Origin of the sequence: Bifidobacterium favimelis (genome assembly GCF_037963085.1) — a bacterium.
GTDB lineage: Bacteria > Actinomycetota > Actinomycetes > Actinomycetales > Bifidobacteriaceae > Bombiscardovia > Bombiscardovia favimelis.
The window spans coordinates 99,016-119,808 of the sequence record NZ_JBANDZ010000002.1; the positions used below are offsets into that span (position 1 = coordinate 99,016).

A 20,793-nucleotide genomic window follows, 5' to 3' on the forward strand; every position below is an offset into this window, starting at 1 on the left:
GCTTCCATCCTCCTCGATTGTTGTGGCCGTCCGCCAGCGGTTTCCGTCCGTGTATGCAGGGATGACCTGTGCCGGGGTGCCGGCCCGTCCGGCCCTCCCCGTCCGGGATCCGCCTGCTTCCTTCCCTGGTTCCGGCTGCGATTCATTGTAGGCGACGGGCCGCCTCCCGTACCCTCAGAAGGTCACGTTCACGTCCACCTGGTCGCTGCCGGTCTGGGCGGGGACCACCCCGCCCTCCATCTCCCGTTCTCCCAGGCTGACCGAACGCCGCCCGGTCCGCTTCATGGAGATCCGGTAGGTGACCCCCCTCCAGGCCCTGGTGACGGTCAGATCGGTGAACTGGGCGGGTAGGTGGGGTTCGATGGCCAGTCCGTCAAGCGTGGGCCTGATGCCCAGCAGGTACTGTGATACGTCCACGAAGGACCAGGCGGCCGTGCCGGTCAGCCAGGAGTTCTTGCCCTCCCCAGGTGTGGGGGATTCGGGCCCGGCAACCATCTGGCAGTAGACGTATGGTTCCACCTTGCGGATGTCGGACCTGTCTTCCAGGTAGGCCGGGCAGGTGCGCCGGTAGACGGCGAAGGCCTCCTCGTCGTCGCCGGTCATGGCGTTGGCTATGGAGATCCACGGGTTGATGTGGCAGAAAATCCCCCCGTTCTCCTTGTATCCCCTGGGGTAGGAGGAGATTTCACCCAGTTCGATTCGGTAAGTGGAGTAGGCGGGGGCCAGGATGGCCGTGCCCCAGGAGGTCGTCAGCCGCTCTTTGACCGAGTCCAAGGCCTGGCGGGCCTTGCCGTCCTCCAGGCCGATGCCGGCCATGACGCACATCCCCTGGGGTTCTATGTAGATCTGCCCCTCGGTGTCGCTGTGGGAGCCGACCGGCCGGGAGTAGGCATCGTAGGCCCGCAGGAACCACCGGCCGTCCCAGCCGGCCCCCTCCACTGCCTGGGTCATCCGGTCGATGGCCTGCCGGACCGAAGCTACCTCCTGGGCCACGGCGCTCTCGTCCATCCCGCAGGCTGTGCCGCAGCGGTCGAGTATGTCGGCGTATTGGCCGGCATAGAGGACGAACATCCCCCCGATGAAGATCGATTCGGCCACCCCCGTGTCGTTGTTCTCGATGGTCTGGAAGCTTTCGCCCGGGGTGTCTGAGAAGCAGTTGAGGTCCAGGCAGTCGTTCCAGTCGGCCCTCCCGATCAGGGGGAGGTCATGGGGGCCCAGGTGGGTCATGGTGAAGTTGACGGACCGTCGCAGATGCTCCAGGAGGGGGACTTCGGTCCCCTCCACGTTGTTGAAGGGGACCGGCTGGTCGAGTATGGACCGGTCACCGGTCTCCGCCAGGTAGGCGTAGGTCCCGGCCACCAGCCACAGGGGGTCGTCGTTGAAGCCGCCGCCTATGTCGGCGTTGCCCTTCTTGGTCAGGGGCTGGTACTGGTGCCATGCGGAACCGTCCTCCAGTTGGGTGGAGGCTATGTCGATGATGCGCTCGCGGGCCCGGCCGGGAATCAGGTGGACGAAGCCGAGGAGGTCCTGGTTGGAGTCGCGGAAGCCCATGCCCCTGCCCGTGCCCGACTCGAAGTAGGAGGCCGACCTGGAGAGGTTGAAGGTGACCATGCACTGGTACTGGTGCCAGATGTTGACCATCCGGTCCAGGCGGGGATCGCCGCTGTCCAGGGTGAACCGGCCCAGGAGGCCGGCCCAGTAGTCCTTCAGCTCCCGGAAGGCCTGGTCCACCTCGGCGTCGTCGACGAAGCGCCCGAAGAGGGCATGCGCCGGCTTTTTGTTGATGATGCCCACCTTGGAGGGGTCATCGGGATCCTCCCACTTGTCGGCCTTGGGCAGCTGGACGTAACCCAGGACGAAGACCAGGCTCTCCTCCTGGCCGGGGGCCAGCTCCAGCCTGACGCGGTTGGCCGCAATAGGGGACCAGCCATGGGCCACGGAGTCGCGGGCCCTGCCCTCGGTGATGACCTGCGGGGTGTCCCACCCGTTGAACCTGCCCAGGAACTCGTCCCTGCTGGTGTCGAACCCGATGGTGGGCCTGTTGACCCCGAAGAAGGCGTAGTGGTTGCGGCGCTCCTTGTACTCGGTCTTGTGGTAGAGGATGGTGGCTTTCTCCGCCTCCTCCACCTCGACTTCGCCCGTGGACAGGTTGCGCTGGAAGTTGCTGGCATCATCAACCGCGTTCCACAGGCACCACTCCACGCAACCGGTCACGTCCAGGAGGACGGGTGAATCGGTGGTGTTCCTGATTTTCAGCCGGTTGATCTCCGCATCGGCATCCACGGGGACAAATGCGGTCATGACCGTGTCGATGCCCCTGCAGGAGGACTCGAAGATGGTGTATCCGGTGCCCTGCCGGCACCGGTAATGGTCCAGGGGGGTCCTGGCCGGGAGGAAGGTGGGCGACCAGGTGGCCAGGGGGGCGGCTGCAGGGTGGTCGGGGTCCATCAGGCTCAGGTAGTAGTTCCGGCTCCCGTTGTCGGAAGGCACCCCGTTGTAGCGGTATCGCGTGATCCTCTGGAGTTTGGCGTCCTTGTAGAAGGAGTAGCCGCCTCCTGTGTTCGAGATGAGAGAGAAGAAGTCCTGATTGCCCAGGTAGTTGATCCAGGGCAACGGGGTGGCGGGGGTGTCGATGACATATTCCCTGGCCGTGTCGTCAAAGTGACCGTATTGCATGTTTTCCCTCTCATCGATGCTTCCTCGGCGGGCCCTGTTCAGGCAGGGCCGGGAGGACGGGCCGCCTGGAGCCCCTCCCGCCTGCCCTGGGAGGTGCTGCCTTCGACGAAGGCGGCGGAGCCTGATCGGAGCAGCCACCGGAGCATGTCCCCTGCACCGGGAAGAACTGCGACGGCAAACGACCCGCGTTTGTATTATCGTTTGACTAAGATGATAGCATTAATTAATAATCCTATAGATAAGCGTGTGCGGATTTCCTATAATGAGTGGAATCGAGCGGCATCGCAGGGGCCGGGTCCTACCGGGTCGGGCAGGTCGGCGGGCCGGCAACAGCCACGGTGGAGATTCGCAGGGCAGGGGCGGCGATGGCCTGGGCCGAAAGGCCCTCACTACCGTGCGTCGCAAGAGGGGGTCTCATGACCGGCGTAGAGGACTGGAACCAGTACCGCACAGGCAAGGGGACCGCCGGGGCCGGCCAGACCGTAGGTTCGACCTTCTCTGAGAACCCGCGTGCACGACAGGTTTTCGCGGGCAAGGATTTCACCCGTCGCAAGCGGATGACCGCCGACGAGCGCAGGGACCAGATAGTAAAAGCGGCCGTCAAGGTCATAGCGGCCAAGGGCTTCTGGGGGATGTCCATGCAGGATGTGGCCGACCAGGTGGGGATCACCGAGGCCGCCCTCTACCACTACATCGATTCCAAGAACGACCTGTTCAGCATGGTCATGGAGAAGGCCTACGACTCACCTGAGGCGGACGAGTTCATATACAAGACCTGCACAGGCAATGACCGGGATGGCCACAGCCTACTTTTCTTCCCCCGGTTCTGCGCCAACAACGTCATCTTCAACGCCCGCAGGCCGGAGATGGTCAAGCTCTTCTCCATCCTGAACGGGGAGGCCCTCAGCCCCTCCCACCCGGCCCACCGGTACTTCATAGGCCGTCACCAGAAGTTCTGGCAGACCATCAAGTCCCTGAACTGGTGCCTGCCCAGGGGGTACGACCTGGCCCGCTTCCATCACCTGTGGATGCTGTGCATGTCGGCCATGGACGGCCTGCAATATCGTTGGCTGGCCGATGGGTCCGCTGACCTGGTGGCCGAGTGGTTCGCCTTCTCCGACGAACTCTTCCCCTCGGAGAAGTGGAAGGGGTTCATGGACCCCAGCGAGATAGATTCCGACTCCGAGGAGTGTCTGGCCTCCTATGGCCTGATCACGGGGCGGGACCAGGTGGCGGAACCGGCGGCAGGGGCTGGTGGGAAGGCTGTGGTGGCAGCGGCAGCTGACGATGCCACCAGGATCGATGGCCGCCCTCGCTGAGGGGTCCGGGTGGTGGGCGTCGCCGGTGAGGGGAGCTGTGGCCACGGCCGTCGCCAGCAATGACAACCAGCAATGACAGCCGGTAAGGAATACAAGCACGAAAGAGAGGAAAGGCATGGACCGACAGAGCAAGTTCACCTTCCCGTCCGACTTCACCTGGGGGACGGCCACGGCCGCCTTCCAGGTCGAGGGGGCGGCGCATGAGGACGGCAGGACGGATTCCATCTGGGACACTTACTGCGCCCGGCCAGGGGCAGTGGTGGACGGGTCCAACGGAGACGTGGCCTGCGATGAGTACCACCGCTACCCGGAGGACATCGCCCTCATGAAGGAGCTGGGGGTCGGCGCCTACCGGCTGTCCGTGGCCTGGTCCCGCATCTTCCCCACCTCAGGAGGCCCGGTCAACCAGGCCGGGCTGGACCACTACCTGAGGATCCTCGACATGCTGCGCGACAATAGGATCAAGCCCGTCGTCACCCTCTACCATTGGGATCTCCCCCAGTACCTCCAGGACGCCGGCGGATGGCCCAGCCGTGACACGGCCCTCCGCTTCGGGGACTATGCCTCCACCCTTGCCTCCTCCTTCGGCGACCGGGTTGACACTTGGACAACCCTGAACGAACCCTGGTGCACGGCCTATCTGGGGTACGGGAACGGGGCCCATGCCCCCGGCATCAAGGACTACGACCAGGCACTGGCCGCCGTCCACCATCTGAACCTGGCCCACGGTCTGGCCTGCCAGGCCATCAGGGCCCAGGTGGGGCAGGGCGCCCGCATGTCAGTCACCCTCAACCTCCAGGTGACACGGGCGGCGACAGACAGCCCGGAGGACCTGGGCGCCAAGGAGAGGGCCGACCTCTTCGCCAATGAGGTCTGGCTGGCCCCCATGCTGGAGGGGGTCTACCCGGACGGGGTCGAGCAGGCTGCGGACGGGGAGACCGACTGGCGCTTCGTGAGGGATGGCGATCTGGAGATCATCCACCAGCCGATTGACGCCCTGGGACTGAACTACTACGCCACCACCTACGTGAAGGCCAGGCGGGTCGGAGACGGGACCGCCAACGCCTCGGTCGGTCCGGAGGGGGAGCTGGCCGACCGCCACGCCAATGCCATGCCCGCCCAGGAGGGCGTGGAAGGCCTGGCCCCCCAAGGGGAGCTGACTGGGATGGGTTGGAACCAGGAACCCCAGGGGCTGACCGATGTGCTGGTGGAGTTGGGTCGTCGTTTCCCCGACATCGAGCTCATGGTCACGGAAAACGGGTCCGCCTGGGACGACCAGGTCAGCCGGGATCCGTCCGTACCCGGCGGACTGGTCGTCCACGACCCCAAGCGTGTGGCCTACTTGGAAAAGCACGTGCAGGCCGTGGCCAAGGCCATCGAAGCCGGGGCCCATGTGACCGGATACTTCGCCTGGTCCCTCCTGGATAACTTCGAGTGGGCCCTCGGATACACCAAGCGGTTCGGAATCATCAGGGTGGACTACGACACCCAGGAGCGCATCTGGAAGGACTCCGGCAGGCGTTACGCCCAGATAGTGAAGGCCAACGCGATTTAGGGCCTGCCCGGATAAATCATGACAGGGCCGGTGGGATCTCCACTCCCACCGGCCCTGTCGGAATCCCCTGAAGCCTCTTTAGATCCAGCTGGGCAGCCACATGTGGATCCGCCAGAATTCGTAGGGGACCGGGAGGGCCGTCCAGATGGGCAGGAAGAAGAGGGAAACAAGGCTGATGAGGCCCAGCGTGGCGGTGCACCAGCATCGGTAGGAGGTCCGGCTGGTGTTCCGCCTGAGCCAGTCGGCCATGTAACAGATGGCCAACACCATCCAGGGGAGGATGACCACCGCATAGAAGGTGAAGGTGGTCCTGTTCAGGTAGAAGGTCCATGGGAGCCACCCACCCAGGAAGCCGGCAAGGACGGCCCAGACCTTCCAGTCCCCGTGATTCATCAGCGCCACCAGGACGGATAGGACCAGGCAGACGGTCCCCAACCACCAGATCAAGGGGTTCCCCAGAGAGGTGACGGAGGCCACGCACTGCGAGGCCGGTGCAAGGGAGCACAGACCTGGATGGCCGGGCAGCTTCTCCCAGTAGAAGCTGGTCGGACGCACCTGGAGGGGCCAGGTCAACGGGTTGGCCATGTAGGGGTGGGGGGAGTGGAGGGTGGTGTGGAACCGCCACATCTGCCGGTGGTACTCGACAAAGGATCGCAGGCCATCGGGCAGCCAGACGACCCCCTGGCCCGGGTGGGTCGAGGCCCACTGGTGCATGTAGGAGTCCGGGTGGATGAACCACCCTGTCCAGGAGGCAAGATAAGTGGCTGCCCAAAGGGGGACCATGAGGAGGGCCGCCGGCAGTCCGTCCTTGACGATGCCGGCTCCCAGCCAGTGGGAGTATCCGGCCTGGTGACGTTCCCAGGCATCCCAAAGGACCGATATGACTGCGAATACGGCGAAGAGGTAGGCCCCGGACCACTTGGTCCCGGTGGCCATCCCCAAGAGAAGGGCGGCCCCGGTCCTCCACCAGGACCAGGCGATGAAGGGGCCTGATGAGGAGGAGAGCACCTCGGACCCCCTCCCCGGTCCGCCCGGGTGATGGGCGACCAGTCGGTATCGGTGGCCGGGTTGGCGGGCGTCGGAAGAGGCAGCCTCCCGCAGCCTGCCCCTTGCCCAGTCCCTGTGTCCCAGCAGGCAGAGGAAGGCAGCGAGGGCGAAGACCATGATGAAGTTGTCCAGGAGGCCGGTCCGGCTCATGACCAGGCCCAGGCCGTCGATGGACATGAGCAGGCCGGCCATCAGGGCGATGGGAAGATTGCGGAAGAGCCTGAGGGCCACCCGGCACAGGAGGAGGACGGCAAGGGATCCTGCCAGGGCCGTGGCGATCCTCCAGGCAAAGGGGTTGCCGGCCCCGCCGAAGAATTTCAGGCCAAGGGCTATGCACCACTTGCCAAGGGGGGGATGGACCACATACTCGGCCGAGGGGAGCCAGTGGGACGTATCCCCCTGGGCGAAGATGCTGTTGACGGGCACCTGGTCAGGCCCCACGGTCTTGGGCCAGTCCCGGGCCTCCCCGGTCATGAGCATGGTCCAGGCATCTTTGACGTAGTAGGTCTCATCAAAGATCAGGGTCCCCGGGCTGCCCAGCCTGACCAGGCGGAGGACGGCGGCGAAGAGGGTGATTGCCAGGCAGGCCAGCCAGCCCTGTGTACGGCATGTCAGGCTTGACCACCAGGCGGCCACCCTGGCCGCCATGCCGCCGGCCCCTGGTCGGGTCTTTCCATGTGCGGGTCCGGACGGTCTGGAACCCGGCCGGTGCCGGCCCCGATCCGCCTGACCGTGCCCGGTCCCTTGCTTTCCGTTTGATTTCCGGTCTGCCGGGTCCGCCCGCCTGCCATATCTGTATGAGACTGCCATCATCTCCCAGGGTAGGCCATACTGGAGGCATGACGAAGGATGACGAACACAGCGAAAACGGCCAGGCGACGTCCGCGCAGTCCTTGACGACCCCGGACGCCAGGTCTCAAAGCAGTGAAGGCCCTGACGGAGGACAGTCTTTTGTTTCACGTGGAACGGTGGTGCTGGCGGCCACCCCGATAGGGAACGTGGGGGATGCCTCCGCCCGATTGATCTCCCTCCTCGAGCATGCGGACATCGTGGCCGCCGAGGACACCCGCAGGCTTTACGACCTGGCCAACCGTCTGGGTGTCAGGGTGGGGGGCAGGGTGGTGGCCTACCACGACCACAACGAGAGGGGGAAAGCGGATCCCCTCCTGGACCAGGTGGAGGCGGGGGCCTGCGTCCTGGTGGTATCCGACGCAGGGATGCCAACCATCAACGACCCGGGTCTGGCCATCGTCCGAAGGGCCATCGAACGGGGTCTGCCCGTCACATGCGCCCCCGGTCCGAGTGCCGCACTCGACGCCCTGGCCCTCTCGGGCCTCCCGACCGACCGTTTCTGCTATGAGGGCTTCCTCCCCCGCAAGGGTTCGGAAAGGAGGCAGCACCTGCGTTCCCTGCGTTTCGAGCCCAGGACCATGATCTTCTACGAGACCCCCCACCGCATAGATGGGGCCATGCAGGATCTTCTTGACGAGTTCGGCCCGGACAGGGCCATGGCACTGTGCCGGGAGCTGACCAAGGACCATGAGCAGGTCCGCAGGGGGACCGTCGGGTCCATCCTGGCTTCCTTCCAGGAGGACCCGCCCAGGGGTGAGATGGTCCTTGTGGTGGCCGGGGCCGACCCGGCCCTTCTCGACTCTGTCATCCGCAAGGGGCAGGAGGAAGGCGGGGACGCTGGCCCTGCAGGAGCGGAAGGCGACGGCTCTCTGCCCGGTTCGTCCATACCGACTTACCGTCAGCTGGCCGTCCTGTCCCGGCAGAGGTCAAAGGCGGAAGGGGTCAGGCTCAAGGATGCGATCGCCGAGGTCGTCAAGGAGCACCCCCTGCCGGATGGTTCCCTGCCAAACAGGAAGCAGGTGTATTCGGCGGCTCTGGGTTTGGATTGATCCCCCGCCAGCCTGTCCCCCCGTCCGGTGGTTCCGGACTTAGCGCCCGGTCCGCCCGGACCGGGCGCTAAGTCATTGAGGTCCGGCCTGCCCCGGTGGGTGCAGACGGAGTCGGTTCAAGGTTGAATTGACAGAAATTATAACGTTGGATAAACTGGCCCTGACATGGACGAAGCAGTCATGGCCCATGGTTTCCGACGGGTTCAAGGGTTGAGCCGGAGGAAACAGTCACTAGTCATAGAAGGGCTGAGCATGAACGGAACCGATGTCGAAGTCGACCCCCGGGTAGCGACTTCCGGCGAAACCGCACGACTCGCCCCCTCCAAACCTGCCAGGGCCCATAAGGGCCTTCCTTCGCGGGGGGGGGGTATAGATCTTCCCTGAAGCGCTGTTGGCCCTTATGGGTCATGGTGCTTCCAGCCATCCTTTTCGTGGCCGTTTTCAATTACGGCCCCATGTATGGCATTCAGTTGGCATTCAGGAAGTATGATTTCACAAAGGGTCTGACCGGCGGCGACTGGGTGGGCTTCCAATATTTCAGGCAGTTCTTTTCCTCGCCCATGTTCAAACCATTGATGGTGAACACAATCAGGATCAGCCTGTGGACCCTGGTCATGGGCTTCATCGCCCCCATCATCCTGGCCCTCCTGATCAACCAGATCCACTCCACCAAGGTCAAGAGCTTCGTCCAGACCATCACCTACATGCCGCACTTCATATCGACCGTGGTGATAGTGGCCATGATCAACCTCTTCCTGACCCCCTCCACGGGCCTGCTCACCCGCTTCCTCTCCTTCCTGCACATCAACAACGCCAACTTCATGGGGGATCCCAACACCTTCACCCCGATCTACTGGATCAGCGAGGTCTGGCAGCACATGGGGTGGAACTCCATCATCTACCTGGCCGCCCTGAGCTCGGTGGACGTGGCCCTCTATGAGGCCGCCAAGATGGACGGGGCAGGCCGTTTCCAGCTGATCCGTTACATCGACATACCGGCCATCATGCCCACAGCCGGGGTCCTCCTGATCCTGAACATGGGAGGGGTCATCAACGTCGGCTTCGAAAAGGTCTTCCTCATGCAGAACACCCTGAACCTGCCGGCCTCCGAGGTCATATCGACCTACACCTACAAGATCGGCATCCTGCAGAACCAGTTCTCATACTCCACGGCCATCGGCCTGTTCAACATGCTCATCAACTTCGTCTTCCTGGTCATCGCCAATCAGATCTCCAGGAGGGTGTCCCACACGGGCATCTTCTGAGGCGGGAAGGAAGGCACAATGAAAGAACATCAAGACATGACGCTTCCCGGGACGCACCGGGTCAGGCGGCTGGTCGGCGGCAAGACCCTGGGCGACTGGACCGCCGACCTGGTCATCGTCCTCCTCCTGATTCTGGTGGTGGCCTCCATACTCTACCCGATCTGGTTCATCATCATCGCCTCGGTTTCCGATCAGACCCTGGTCAACACCGGCCGGGTCACCTGGATCCCCAAAGGGGTGTCGGGGTATGGATTCCAGCAGATACTCGGTGACGACAGAATCTGGACGGGATACAAGAACACCTTGATTTACACGGTGGTCGGCACCGCCCTCAACCTCCTGGTCACCATGCCGGCGGCCTTCGCCCTCTCCCGGCCGGAGTTCAAGTGGCGCCGCCTGATCATGCTCTTCTTCACCATCACCATGTTCGTCAACGGCGGACTGATCCCCGCCTACCTCCTGTACAAGCAGCTGGGCCTCCTGGACTCCTGGGCCGTCTTCGTCATCCCCCAGGCGCTGAACGTATACAACCTGATCATCGCCAGGTCCTTCTTCGAGAGTTCCATACCCGAGGACCTCCACGATGCCGCCCAGATAGACGGGGTGGGTTACTTCCGCTACTTCACCCAGATCGTCATCCCGCTGAGCTCGGCCATCATCGCCGTCATCGGCCTGTACTACCTGGTCCAGCACTGGAACGACTTCTTCACGGGCCTGGTCTACATCCGCACCTATGACAAACAGCCCCTCCAGATCGTCCTGCGCGACATACTCCTGTCCAACCAGGCCTTCCAAGGGGGTTCCGGTTCCACGGCCGGCGCCGGGTACGGGCAGGAATTCGCCGACCAGATCAAGTACGGGGTCATCATCGTCTCCACCCTCCCCCTCCTGGTCATCTATCCCTTCATCCAGAAGTACTTCAACAAGGGGGTCATGATCGGCGCGATCAAGGGCTGACCGGACCAGGTTCAGGCCGCCGGCGGGGCAGATCCGGCAGGCAGATGCGACAAGACGGACAGAGACGGGCGGGACCCGGGAAGGGGGCGGCATGCGCAGATTCGCCGTGGGTTATGAGCAGGCGGCCCGTCTGGTCCTGGTGACCTTCATCACCAACCTGGCCTTCCTGGCCCACACCCTCCTCGGTCTCGTCATCGTCGGCTTCTTCCCATCCTTGGCCGCGGCCTGTGGGGTCTTCCGGAAGTGGCTGACCGACGAGGACCGGGAGTGGGGGGTCGCCCAGACCTGGAGGACCTTCCACCGCCTGTGGCGGAGGGAGCTGAAGGGCGCCAACGTCTTCGGCTGGATCCAGGCCGCCGCCTGGGCCCTGCTCCTGTGGGACTACTGGGTGGTCAATTTCCACAGGACTGGCCGCATCGGGGTTTTCGTATCGGGCGTCCTCTTTTGCCTCATGATCTTCATCGGCCTGGCCACGGCCCTGTCCTGGGTCCTGTTCGCCCACTTCGACCAGGGGGTGGGTTGGACACTGCTCAAATCGGTGCAGATGGTCCTGGCCCGTCCCTGGATGAGCATCGTCCTGGCGGTGGGCTTGGCCTTTCTGGCCTTCGCCTGCTGGTCCTGGCCGGGGCTGGCCGTGGTCTTCGGGCCGGCCCTGCTCTGCCTCCTGTCGTGTTCGGTGGTCTGGCTCTACGGCAGGCTTGATGGTTTTTCCGTCCACATGCGCCCGGGGGCGCAGGGCGAAAGCGAAGTGAAAGGAGTGTGACAGACCCGTCCTTATGATCGTCGTCGGCCCTGCGCAATCGGTGCGTCGGCCCGGCGGCAAGCAGAGAAGTTCATTGTCGAACAGGAGAAGCGAATCATGAGTTCGTTCGGAAAGAACAAGTTGAGGAGTCGTCTGGCGGCCGTTGGGGCCGTGACGGTGGCCATGTCGATGATGCTGGCCGGTTGCGGCGGGTCCAAGGAGCCCACCACCAACGCACAGGGCAAGCCGATCATCACCATAGCCGTGGCCAAGCACCCCTTGACCAAGAAGATATCCAAGATGAAGTGGCCCAAGCAGCTGGAGAAGGAGTGCGGCTGCGAGATCCACTGGCAGGAGGCCAGTTCCGACTGGGATCAGAAGAAGCAGGCCATGCTGGCGGCCGGTGATGTGCCCGACCTCATCCTCAAGGGGGTCAACCTGGCCGACATGGCCACCTACAGCTCCCTCTTCGAGGACCTGAGCCAGGATCTGGACAAGATGCCCAACGTCAAGAAGATGTTCGACACGGACCCCACCGCCAAGCAGGTGGTCACCATGCCGGACGGGAAGATCTACATCCTGCCGGCCGTCAAGAAGGGCATCTGGCCCAAGGCGGTCAGCCACATGTTCATCAACAAGCAGTGGCTCGACAAGTTGGGCCTGAAGATGCCGACCACCTGGGATGAATTGGAGGAGGTGCTCAAGGCCTTCAAGTCCAAGGACCCCAATGGGGACGGCCAGGCGGACGAGATTCCCTTCGACTTCCAGTCGCCCGGAACGGGCGGGTTCGGCGACTACCAGCCCACCATCCTCCTGGGGGGTCTGGGAATCGTGACCTCAGGCGGCGGCGGCCAGGGCTACTACGTCGACAAGGGCAAGGTCAAGTCCTTCCTGACGGATGACCGCTACAAGGATCTGATCCAGTTCCTCAACAGGCTCTGGGGGGAGGGGCTGATTGCCAAGGACGCCTTCACCCATGACTATTCCAAGTCACAGTCCACGGCCCGCGGGCAGGGTGACAAGGCCAAGATCGGCTTCACCTGGGGCTGGACGGCCTCGGACAGGTTCGGGGACAAGCTGGCGGGCCAGTACGTGGCCATGCCGCAGCTGAAGGCCAAGGCCGACCAGAACCCGGATGAGCTGGTCTACGACACCCAGGGCGACCGGTTGGACTACAGCGAGTTCGCCCTGGTCGTCTCCGCCAAGAGCAAGAACAAGGAGACCGCCATCAAGGTGGCCAACGCCTTCTATGGGCAGGACATGTCCATGCAGATGCTCTGGGGGGACCTTGGCACGGATGTCCAGAAGACCGGTGCGAAAGCTTACAAGGTCCTGCCACCGGCCGACTCCACCAAGGACCCCTCCACCTGGAAGTGGACCGAGACCCTGGCCGATGACTCACCCTACTGGATCCGCCCCGACCTGAAGATCGAGCTGCCGGCCGACCTCCAGGAGGTAAAGGGGCAGGAGAAGCCGCTGGAACCTGCCCTTTCGCACGTTGATCCCAAGCTGGACGTCCTGCCTGCCGCCCTCAAGTACTCCTCCGAGGACCAGACCACCATGCAGAACAACAACACGACCCTGATGAACACGGCCATGACCAAGTTCGCCCACTGGGTGACCAAGGGCGGTGTGGACCAGGATTGGGACGGCTATGTGGAGACGCTGAAGAAGGCCAATCTGGATCAGAACATCAAGCTGGTGCAGAAGGCCTACGACCAGTACTACTCCAAGGGCTGAGGGCCGGCCTCCGGCATTGCGGCGGCGGGCCGCGCCTTCGACAGCCCCTGTAATGGGGGTGCAGCCTGGCGCACTGGAGGTTCACGGGTCCTCAAGGGCCTCCAGGAGGACCTCCAAGGCCCGGCGCACCCCCGGCCCGCCCATCTGCGAGATGGTCTCCAGGAGGGCGGGTGAGGCCGCCGGGTTGGCGACCAGCCACCGTCTGAGTTCGGGGTGGTCCCGGGCCATCCCCCATAGGTCGGCCGGGTCCGTGCCCGGGTCGATGGCCGTCAGGGGGCCTGGCTCGAAGGGGGGCGGGGGAGGGTCCCCACGGTCGTGAGACCCGCCGCCTCCCCTCCTCGCCCGGGAACCCTCCCGGCCGACGTCCTGTCCTGGAGGGCGACGGATGATACCCCTTTCGCCGGGCATCTGCCCGGTCCCTTCCCCGCCTCCGGCGACCGCCCGCACACCGGCCAGCCGCCGGACCTGGTCCTCCTGCCGCATCCGGTCTGATCTGCGGAACAGGCGGGCCGTCCACCGGGCTGTAGCCTTCTCCCCGGCGGGCTGCCCGCTTGCGCCGTGGGCCGGGTGTCTCCGTATGGGGCCGGCGGGACCTCCGCAGGGACGTCCCCCTACCGGCCAGGGCGATGCCGGCCGGATCATAACAGGCCCTTGAGCCCCGACAGGGTTCCGACCCCGACTGCGTGCCCGGGCCACCTGGGGTTCTTCTGCAGGAGGTCCAGACAGTCCAAGGGACTGACCTGGTAACGTTCCATGAGTTCGTGCAGGCAGGCCATCCTGTCCTCCCCGTTGCAGATGGCCTGGTCCAGACAGGCGATTTCACACGCCGTCCACATGGGTGAGGTCGCCCAGAGACGGCCCAGTTTCATCAGGTGGTCCGTGGGCAGGCGCCGGTTGTGCACCTGGATGATCCTTCCATGGACGGGTGCGCGGAAGTGGGAGTTGGATACGATGTCCAGCTCGTCCGGGAAGTTCCCGCCTGTCCAGATCCACAGGGCCAGCCGGCAGCAGGCGGCGGCGCCGTAAGGGATGAGCGGTTCCACGATGCCGGCCCTGCCGAAGATTCCGGCGGCATCTTCCACCAGGTAGGCGCAGGTCGGGTCCAGCATGGCCAGGACGTGGGCGGAGACCAGGAGCCTCATGCTCATGGGGCCCGGCAGGTCGCCGGCCCGTATGAGGCCATGGGGACGACACCCGTCCTTTCCGGTCATCGCTTCCGCCTGGAGCGGACCCCTGCCCGGCGGGGCACCGGGGGAGGGTCCTCCCTCATGCAATTTCACCTCTTCAACCATGCCTCGACTGTATGGAGGGGGCCGGGTGCGGCAGGAGGCTTCCGTGCAATCAGTGGACAAGTGGACCTGCCGACCCCTCCCGGATGGGGACGGTGGATATCCGTACCGCCTGTGCACAGGGCCTTCCCCGGTATGGGCGCATGTGAGATGCGGCGGTGCGCGGGGGTGTATGCGGACGAAGGCGGAGCGGGAACGGTGCCCGGCGGAGGCCCTTGGGGTTGCGCGCCGCCGCCTCTTGTCTCAAAGGCCCTTGTAGGCCGAGGCCGATAATCTAACAGGCATGAGCAATATTCTCGTTTCCGTAGCCTGGCCCTACGCCAATGGGCCCCGTCACATAGGCCATGTGGCAGGGTTCGGCGTCCCCTCCGACGTCTATGCGCGTTATCAGCGGATGAAGGGCAACGATGTCCTCATGGTCTCCGGCACCGACGAGCACGGCACCCCCATCCTGGTGGAGGCTGACGCCGAAGGGGTCGGCCCCCAGGAGATAGCCGACAGATACAACAGGATCATCGCAGAGGACCTGTGCAACCTGGGTCTGAGCTATGACCTCTTCACCCGCACCACCACGGGCAACCATGAGCATGTGGTCCAGGAGCTCTTCAAACAGTGCCTGTCCAACGGCTACATCTATCAGGGCACCCAGAAGGTGGCCATATCCCCCTCCACTGGCCGTACCCTCCCCGACCGTTACATCGAGGGGACCTGCCCCATCTGCGGCGCCGACGGCGCTCGGGGCGACCAGTGCGACAACTGCGGCAACGAGCTGGATCCGGACGAGCTGATCAACCCCGTCTCCAAGATCAATGGGGAGACCCCCCGTTTCGAGGAGTCCGAGCACTTCTTCCTGGACCTCCCGGCACTGGCCGAGGCCAACCTGAAGTGGCTGGAGAGCCGGCAGGGTTGGCGCAGCAACGTACTCAACTTCTCCCTGGGTCTCTTCAAGGAGGTCAAGCCAAGGGCCATCACCCGTGACATCGACTGGGGCATCCCCGTCCCCGTGGACGGGTGGGTGGACAACCCCAACAAGAAGCTCTACGTCTGGTTCGATGCCGTGATCGGCTACCTGTCGGCCTCCATCGAGTGGGCCCGCCGCCAGGGCGATCCGGAGGCCTGGCGCCGGTGGTGGAATGATCCGGAGGCCCTGGGCTACTACTTCATGGGGAAGGACAACATCACCTTCCACTCCCAGATCTGGCCTTCGGAGCTTCTGGCCTACGACGGTGAGGGGTCCAAGGGGGGCAGGCCGGGCGAGTATGGCCGGCTGAACCTGCCTGAACAGGTCGTGGCCAGCGAATTCATGACCATGGAGGGCAGGAAGTTCAGCTCCTCGCGCGGCATCGTCATCTATGTGCGCGACATCCTCGAACGTTACCAGGTGGATGCCGTCCGCTATTACATCTCGGTGGCCGGCCCGGAGAGCTCCGACTCCGACTTCACCTGGTCGGAATTCGTCCGTCACAACAACGAGGAGCTGGCCGCCTCCTGGGGGAACCTGGTGAACCGTGTGGCCAACCTGCTCAACAAGGACTTCGGCCGGATCCCCCGGATCGAGGAGGACTGGCTGACGGCGGAGGACCGCGCCCTCCTGGAGGAATCCAGGGCCGCCTTCGACACCGTCGGCTCCCTGATCGAGCACCAGCGGCAGAAGGCCGCCCTGGGCGAGGCCATGGGTCTGGTCGGCGACATCAACAAGTACATCTCGGCCCAGGAGCCGTGGAAGATCAAGGAGGACCAGGACCGCCTGGCCACTGTCCTCCACACGGCAGCACAGGCTGTCTGCGACGCCAACACCCTCCTGGCCCCCTTCCTGCCCCACTCGGCCCAGAAGGTCTATGAGACCATGGGCGGGGAGGGGACCTTCTCCCCCCTGCCCCACCTGGAGGAGGTCGAGGACCTGGACAAGCCCGGATTCTCGTATCCGATCATCACCGGCACCTACCGGCTGGGCGTCAACGTTCATCCCTGGAGGAGCGAGCCCATCAAGGATGGGACCCCGATTGCCAAGCCAACACCTATCTTCGCCAAGATCCCCAAGGAGGCCGTCCAGGAGGAGCTGGACCGGTTCCAGGCCCGGCTGGACGAGCGCAAGGCCAGGGAGAAGGCGCGATTCGAGGAGGAGCAGGCCAAGTTGAAGGCCAGGGAAGGCGCGGGTCGGAAAGACGATGGCCAGGCTGACGGCGGCCACGAAGGCGGCAGGCAGGGCTGAACACAGCCGGGACCGTCTCCGGCCGCCGGCCGCAAGGAAACGGCCCTGCGGGAGGCCTGTCCTCGTCTTGCCGGGCGGGGCAGGCCCTGGCACCGGCCCGGTGCATGGGCGGCCTTCCAGAATTTTCAGGAGATTTTGAGCTTTCCGCATTCTTATACTCAGAAAGCTCTGGTTATATGAACATTGCCGGTCGGAGCAAGGACCGGCGGGGCCCTTCCCCGAGCCTCATAATGGAATCCCTTCTTCTCTGAGCCCGACGGTTTTCACAACGTCGGGCTTTCTCTTTCCCTGGGGCGTCCCGGGCCCTTCCCGGTCACCCGGCTCCTTCCTCGACCTCCTCGACCTCCCCGCCTCCGCCTTCCACATGTCCGCAATCCGGCGCGGAACCCTGTGCATCCCGATGGTGCCCTTGCGCCTTTCCTGCGGTCGGCATTCGACTTCCGCGCCGTTCCACGCATCAGGGGGGGTGCGGCTGTATCCCAACCGGCAGAGCGTAGTAAGCGCTTGCAATGAAAGCCGTCTGCGTTTACAATGGGTGGTGCGCATGGATGCGTCCGGCAGGGTTCGCGAGCCCGGTCGGAGACAATGTGCGAAGACGCGGAAGGGGACCGTTCTTCGGATGGCGGGTCCTGTTGACAGGGTCTGCCGCCGTGCGGTCATTAACACGACGTAGTGGGAGAAGTATGAGAAAGACAACGATTATGAAAGGGCTGGCCCTGGTGGTCAGCTCAGCCACCCTGTTCGGCATGGCCGGCTGCGGATCGGGAGGCGGCTCCGGCCAGGCCTCCAAGAAGAGCGATTCAGCCAGTTGTGCCCCCTACAAGAAGTATGGTGATCTGAGCGGCAAGAAGATCACCACCTACACCCCCTGGATCGACCAGGAGGGTGAAGCCACAGTCAAGGCCTTCAACGAGTTCGCCGACTGCACCGGAGCCAAGGTGGACCACGAGGGCACGCGCGACATGGCCGCGCAGCTGCCGGTCCGCGTCAAGGCCGGTTCGGCCCCGGACGTGGCCATCATGCCCCAGCTGGGGATGATCAAGAACATGGTCGCCACCGGCAAGGTCAAGGACGTTCCTGCCCCGGCCGCCGAAAACGTGAAGAAGTACTATTCCAAGGACTGGCAGGATTACTCCACCCTGGACGGCAAGCTGGTCTCCATCCCCGTGGACGCCAACGCCAAGTCCTTCATCTGGTACTCACCGAAGCTCTTCAAGGAGAAGGGCTACAAGGTCCCCACCACCTGGGACGAGATGATGGAGCTCACCAAGAAGATCGCCGATGACAACAAGGGCGATGCCTCGGTCAAGCCCTGGTCCGTCGGCCTGGAAGGCGGGGCCGACTCCGGCTGGCCCGGCACCGACTGGCTGGAGGATGCCGTCCTGCGCTTCACCGATGCCGAAACCTACAACAACTGGGTCAGTCACAAGATCCCGTTCAACGACCCCAAGATCCTGTCGGCCTTCAAGGAGATCGGCAAGATCGTGAAGAACCCGGCCTACGTGAACGGCGGCTTCGGCGACGTCCAGTCGATCGCTTCGACCGCCTGGCAGGACGCCGGGACCCCCCTGGTGGACGGCAAGGGTTACCTCATGCACATGGCCCTCTTCTACCAGAGCAACTACCAGACCGCCAATCCTGACATCAAGATCTCCCAGGACGGTGATGTCTGGGCCTTCCCCATGCCCAGCAAGGACGCCGACCACAAGGACATGATCGGCGGCGGCGACTTCGCCATCGCCTTCGCCGACAGGCCCGAGGTGCAGAAGTTCGAAGAGTTCCTCTCCTCGCCCGAGTACGCCAACGCCCGTGCCAAGGCGATGACAGGCTGGATCACGGCCAATACCGGACTGGATGAGAAGAACCTCAAGCCCATCGACAAGCTGGCCTATGAGTCGCTGACCGCTAAGGGGACCACCTTCCGCTTCGATGCATCCGACATGATGCCCGCCGAAGTGGGGACCGGTTCCTTCTGGAAGCAGATGATCGCCTACTTCGCCCAGAACAAGACCGAGCAGCAGGTGCTCGATGCCGTCGAGGAGTCCTGGCCCAGCGACGTCAAGTGAGCGCGTGGCCGTCTGACGGCCCGCCTCAGTCCTCATAAGTCACATTCAGGCCCGGTGCCGCCCCAGGTGGGCGGCACCGGACGTGCGCCCGTCCCACCGGCTCCTGCCGGGGGAGGGGCGCGGCCTGGGAAAGGCTCCTTGCAACCATGGATTTCATCCTGCATCCGGACAGCAACCTGTCCAAACTCCTGGCCATGCTTCTGGCGATCCTCCTTTTCGTCGGCATCATGGCGTTGATCCTCTTCCTGACCAACCTGCCCAAGCGGATGCCCTCATGGGGGGTGGCCGTCATGTTCCTCCTGCCCTCGGTGGCCCTGGTCTGCTTCGGCCTGCTCTACCCCACCATCGTCACCTTCCGCGACTCCTTCTACGGGCGCGACGGGACCAATGCGGTCGGGTTCGCCAACTACGTCAAGATCTTCTCCGAACCCCAATTCGTCCAGGTCCTGATCAACACGATCCTGTGGACGGTCCTGGTACCCCTGTGCGCCACCGCCATCGGTCTCCTTTACGCCGTCCTGGTGGACCGGACCCGCTATGAGAAGCTGGCCAAGTCGCTGATCTTCCTGCCCATGGCCATATCCATGGTCGGAGCCTCCATCATCTGGAAGTTCGTCTATGACCAGAGGGTGGGCCTCCTGTCCGCGATCTACATGGGTGTTGCCCACCTCTTCGGCAGCAAGGCCACCTCCGCCCCCCAGTGGTTGATGACCTCCCCCCTGAACACCTTCCTCCTGATCTTCGTCATGATATGGATCGAGGCCGGGTATGCCATGACTGTCCTGTCGGCGGCCATCAAGGCCATCCCCGACGACCTGACCGAGGCTGCCCGCCTGGACGGGGTCAATGCCCGCCAGCAGTTCTTCTACGTCACCGTCCCCATGATCAGGCCCTCCATCGTGGTCGTCCTGACCACAGTGGCCATGGCCGGACTCAAGGCCTTCGACGTGGTCAGGACCATGACGGCCGGCAACTACGGGACCTCGGTGATCGCCAACGAGTTCTACACCCAGTCCTTCCAGTATCAGAACACGGGGCTGGGGGCCGCCCTGGCTGTGATCATGTTCATCGTGGTCATCCCCCTGATCGTGTTCAACGTCCATCAGATGAGAAAGTCGCAGGATGTGAGATGAGCAGGAAACTGACCCGTCATGAAAAGGCCCTGATCCGCACCAAGAACAAGCTGTCATCCCCTTGGAGCTCGGCCATATCGATCATCATCGCCGTCCTGTGGACAGTCCCCACCGTCGGCCTTCTGGTCACGAGCTTCCGGGACAACAGGATGGCCATCTCCACCTCCGGCTGGTGGACCAGTCTCAGCCCCTCCCATTGGAAGGACTTCGGCCTGGGCAATTACAAGTCGGTGCTCGGCGGGGGCTACAACCTGGGGGCCTACTTCGTCAACTCCTTCGTGATCACCATCCCGGGCGTCCTCATACCCATCACCCTGGCCCTCCTGGCGGCCTATGCCTTCGCCTGGTGTGAATTCCCCGGCAAGAACATCCTTTTCGTGGCCATCTTCGCCCTCCAGGTGGTCCCCATCCAGGTGACCATGATCCCCCTCCTCTCCCAGTATGTGAAGTGGGGCCTGAACAACACCTTCTGGGTCCTGTGGCTGTCGCACACCATGTTCGGCCTCCCGCTGGCCATCTTCCTTTTGCACAACTTCATGCTTGACATACCCAGGGAGCTGATCGAGGCGGCCAAGGTCGACGGGGCCAGCCATGTCCAGATTTTCCTGAGGGTTGTCCTGCCCCTCATGGTTCCGGCCATCGCCTCCTTCGCCATCTTCCAGTTCCTCTGGGTCTGGAACGACCTCCTTGTGGCATTGGCCTTCGCCGGCAACACACCGGCCACGGCCCCCCTGACCTCCCGCCTGTCCGACATGGTCGGTTCACGCGGGTCGGCCTGGTACCTCCTGGCACCCGGCGCCTTCATAGCCATGGTCGTCCCCGTGGCAGTGTTCATCTTCCTCCAGCGGTACTTCGTACGGGGCATGCTGGCCGGAGCTGTGAAGGGCTGAC

General features: G+C 63.9%; 15 protein-coding genes. 11 read left to right on the forward strand and 4 right to left on the reverse strand.

Annotated features, from left to right (window positions below):
- Nucleotides 1–174: 174 nt before the first annotated feature.
- Complete coding sequence (locus V6584_RS06785) at nt 175–2,676, reverse strand: glycoside hydrolase family 94 protein (protein ID WP_340469914.1); 2,502 nt, start codon at nt 2,674–2,676, stop codon at nt 175–177.
- Nucleotides 2,677–3,092: 416 nt separating this feature from the next.
- Between V6584_RS06785 and V6584_RS06790 the strand changes: the two genes are divergently transcribed.
- Both V6584_RS06790 and V6584_RS06795 read left to right on the forward strand, forming a co-directional pair.
- Nucleotides 3,093–3,995: a TetR/AcrR family transcriptional regulator gene (locus V6584_RS06790; protein ID WP_340469912.1), complete on the forward strand. Its 903-nt coding sequence runs from the start codon at nt 3,093–3,095 to the stop codon at nt 3,993–3,995.
- Between the two features lie 115 nt (nt 3,996–4,110).
- Nucleotides 4,111–5,550, forward strand: a complete 1,440-nt coding sequence (locus V6584_RS06795) for a glycoside hydrolase family 1 protein (protein ID WP_340469911.1) — start codon at nt 4,111–4,113, stop codon at nt 5,548–5,550.
- Between the two features lie 78 nt (nt 5,551–5,628).
- On the opposite strand, the gene V6584_RS06800 is transcribed toward V6584_RS06795, so the two are convergent.
- Nucleotides 5,629–7,245 carry a dolichyl-phosphate-mannose--protein mannosyltransferase gene (locus V6584_RS06800; protein WP_340469909.1) on the reverse strand — a complete coding sequence of 539 codons (1,617 nt, stop codon included), beginning with the start codon at nt 7,243–7,245 and terminating at the stop codon, nt 5,629–5,631.
- Nucleotides 7,246–7,436: 191 nt separating this feature from the next.
- Between V6584_RS06800 and rsmI the strand changes: the two genes are divergently transcribed.
- The 5 genes from rsmI to V6584_RS06825 all read left to right on the forward strand — a co-directional run bounded on the left by rsmI (nt 7,437) and on the right by V6584_RS06825 (nt 13,202).
- On the forward strand, nt 7,437–8,498 hold the full coding sequence (rsmI, locus tag V6584_RS06805) for a 16S rRNA (cytidine(1402)-2'-O)-methyltransferase (protein ID WP_340469908.1): 1,062 nt from the start codon (nt 7,437–7,439) through the stop codon (nt 8,496–8,498).
- Between the two features lie 407 nt (nt 8,499–8,905).
- Nucleotides 8,906–9,763 carry an ABC transporter permease gene (locus tag V6584_RS06810; protein WP_404802638.1) on the forward strand — a complete coding sequence of 286 codons (858 nt, stop codon included), beginning with the start codon at nt 8,906–8,908 and terminating at the stop codon, nt 9,761–9,763.
- Nucleotides 9,764–9,799: 36 nt separating this feature from the next.
- Nucleotides 9,800–10,720: a carbohydrate ABC transporter permease gene (locus V6584_RS06815; RefSeq protein WP_340470006.1), complete on the forward strand. Its 921-nt coding sequence runs from the start codon at nt 9,800–9,802 to the stop codon at nt 10,718–10,720.
- Between the two features lie 91 nt (nt 10,721–10,811).
- Nucleotides 10,812–11,483, forward strand: coding sequence for a YesL family protein (locus V6584_RS06820; protein ID WP_340469906.1), 672 nt, complete (start codon nt 10,812–10,814; stop codon nt 11,481–11,483).
- 96 nt (nt 11,484–11,579) lie between these two features.
- Nucleotides 11,580–13,202 carry a type 2 periplasmic-binding domain-containing protein gene (locus V6584_RS06825; RefSeq protein ID WP_340469904.1) on the forward strand — a complete coding sequence of 541 codons (1,623 nt, stop codon included), beginning with the start codon at nt 11,580–11,582 and terminating at the stop codon, nt 13,200–13,202.
- An 81-nt stretch (nt 13,203–13,283) separates the two neighbouring features.
- Here the strand turns inward: V6584_RS06825 and V6584_RS06830 are convergent, their stop codons facing one another.
- Together V6584_RS06830 and V6584_RS06835 are read right to left on the reverse strand one after the other, a co-directional pair.
- A complete protein-coding gene (locus V6584_RS06830) occupies nt 13,284–13,685 on the reverse strand; it encodes a variant leucine-rich repeat-containing protein (RefSeq protein ID WP_340486322.1) in 402 nt (133 codons plus the stop codon).
- A gap of 155 nt (nt 13,686–13,840) precedes the next feature.
- Nucleotides 13,841–14,494: a hypothetical protein gene (locus V6584_RS06835; RefSeq protein WP_340486325.1), complete on the reverse strand. Its 654-nt coding sequence runs from the start codon at nt 14,492–14,494 to the stop codon at nt 13,841–13,843.
- A 280-nt stretch (nt 14,495–14,774) separates the two neighbouring features.
- On the opposite strand from V6584_RS06835, the gene metG reads away from it, so the two are divergent.
- The 4 genes from metG (at nt 14,775) to V6584_RS06855 (ending at nt 20,792) form a co-directional block, all read left to right on the forward strand.
- Nucleotides 14,775–16,703: a methionine--tRNA ligase gene (gene metG, locus V6584_RS06840; protein WP_340469900.1), complete on the forward strand. Its 1,929-nt coding sequence runs from the start codon at nt 14,775–14,777 to the stop codon at nt 16,701–16,703.
- Nucleotides 16,704–17,386: 683 nt separating this feature from the next.
- Nucleotides 17,387–18,769 (forward strand): ABC transporter substrate-binding protein, encoded by a 1,383-nt coding sequence (locus V6584_RS06845; RefSeq protein ID WP_340486328.1) that lies wholly within the window; start codon nt 17,387–17,389, stop codon nt 18,767–18,769.
- A gap of 146 nt (nt 18,770–18,915) precedes the next feature.
- Complete coding sequence (locus V6584_RS06850; RefSeq protein WP_340469898.1) at nt 18,916–19,902, forward strand: carbohydrate ABC transporter permease; 987 nt, start codon at nt 18,916–18,918, stop codon at nt 19,900–19,902.
- Nucleotides 19,899–20,792: a carbohydrate ABC transporter permease gene (locus V6584_RS06855; RefSeq protein WP_340469897.1), complete on the forward strand. Its 894-nt coding sequence runs from the start codon at nt 19,899–19,901 to the stop codon at nt 20,790–20,792. The genes V6584_RS06850 and V6584_RS06855 overlap by 4 nt, the downstream gene beginning before the upstream one ends.
- The last annotated feature ends 1 nt before the right edge of the window (nt 20,793 follow it).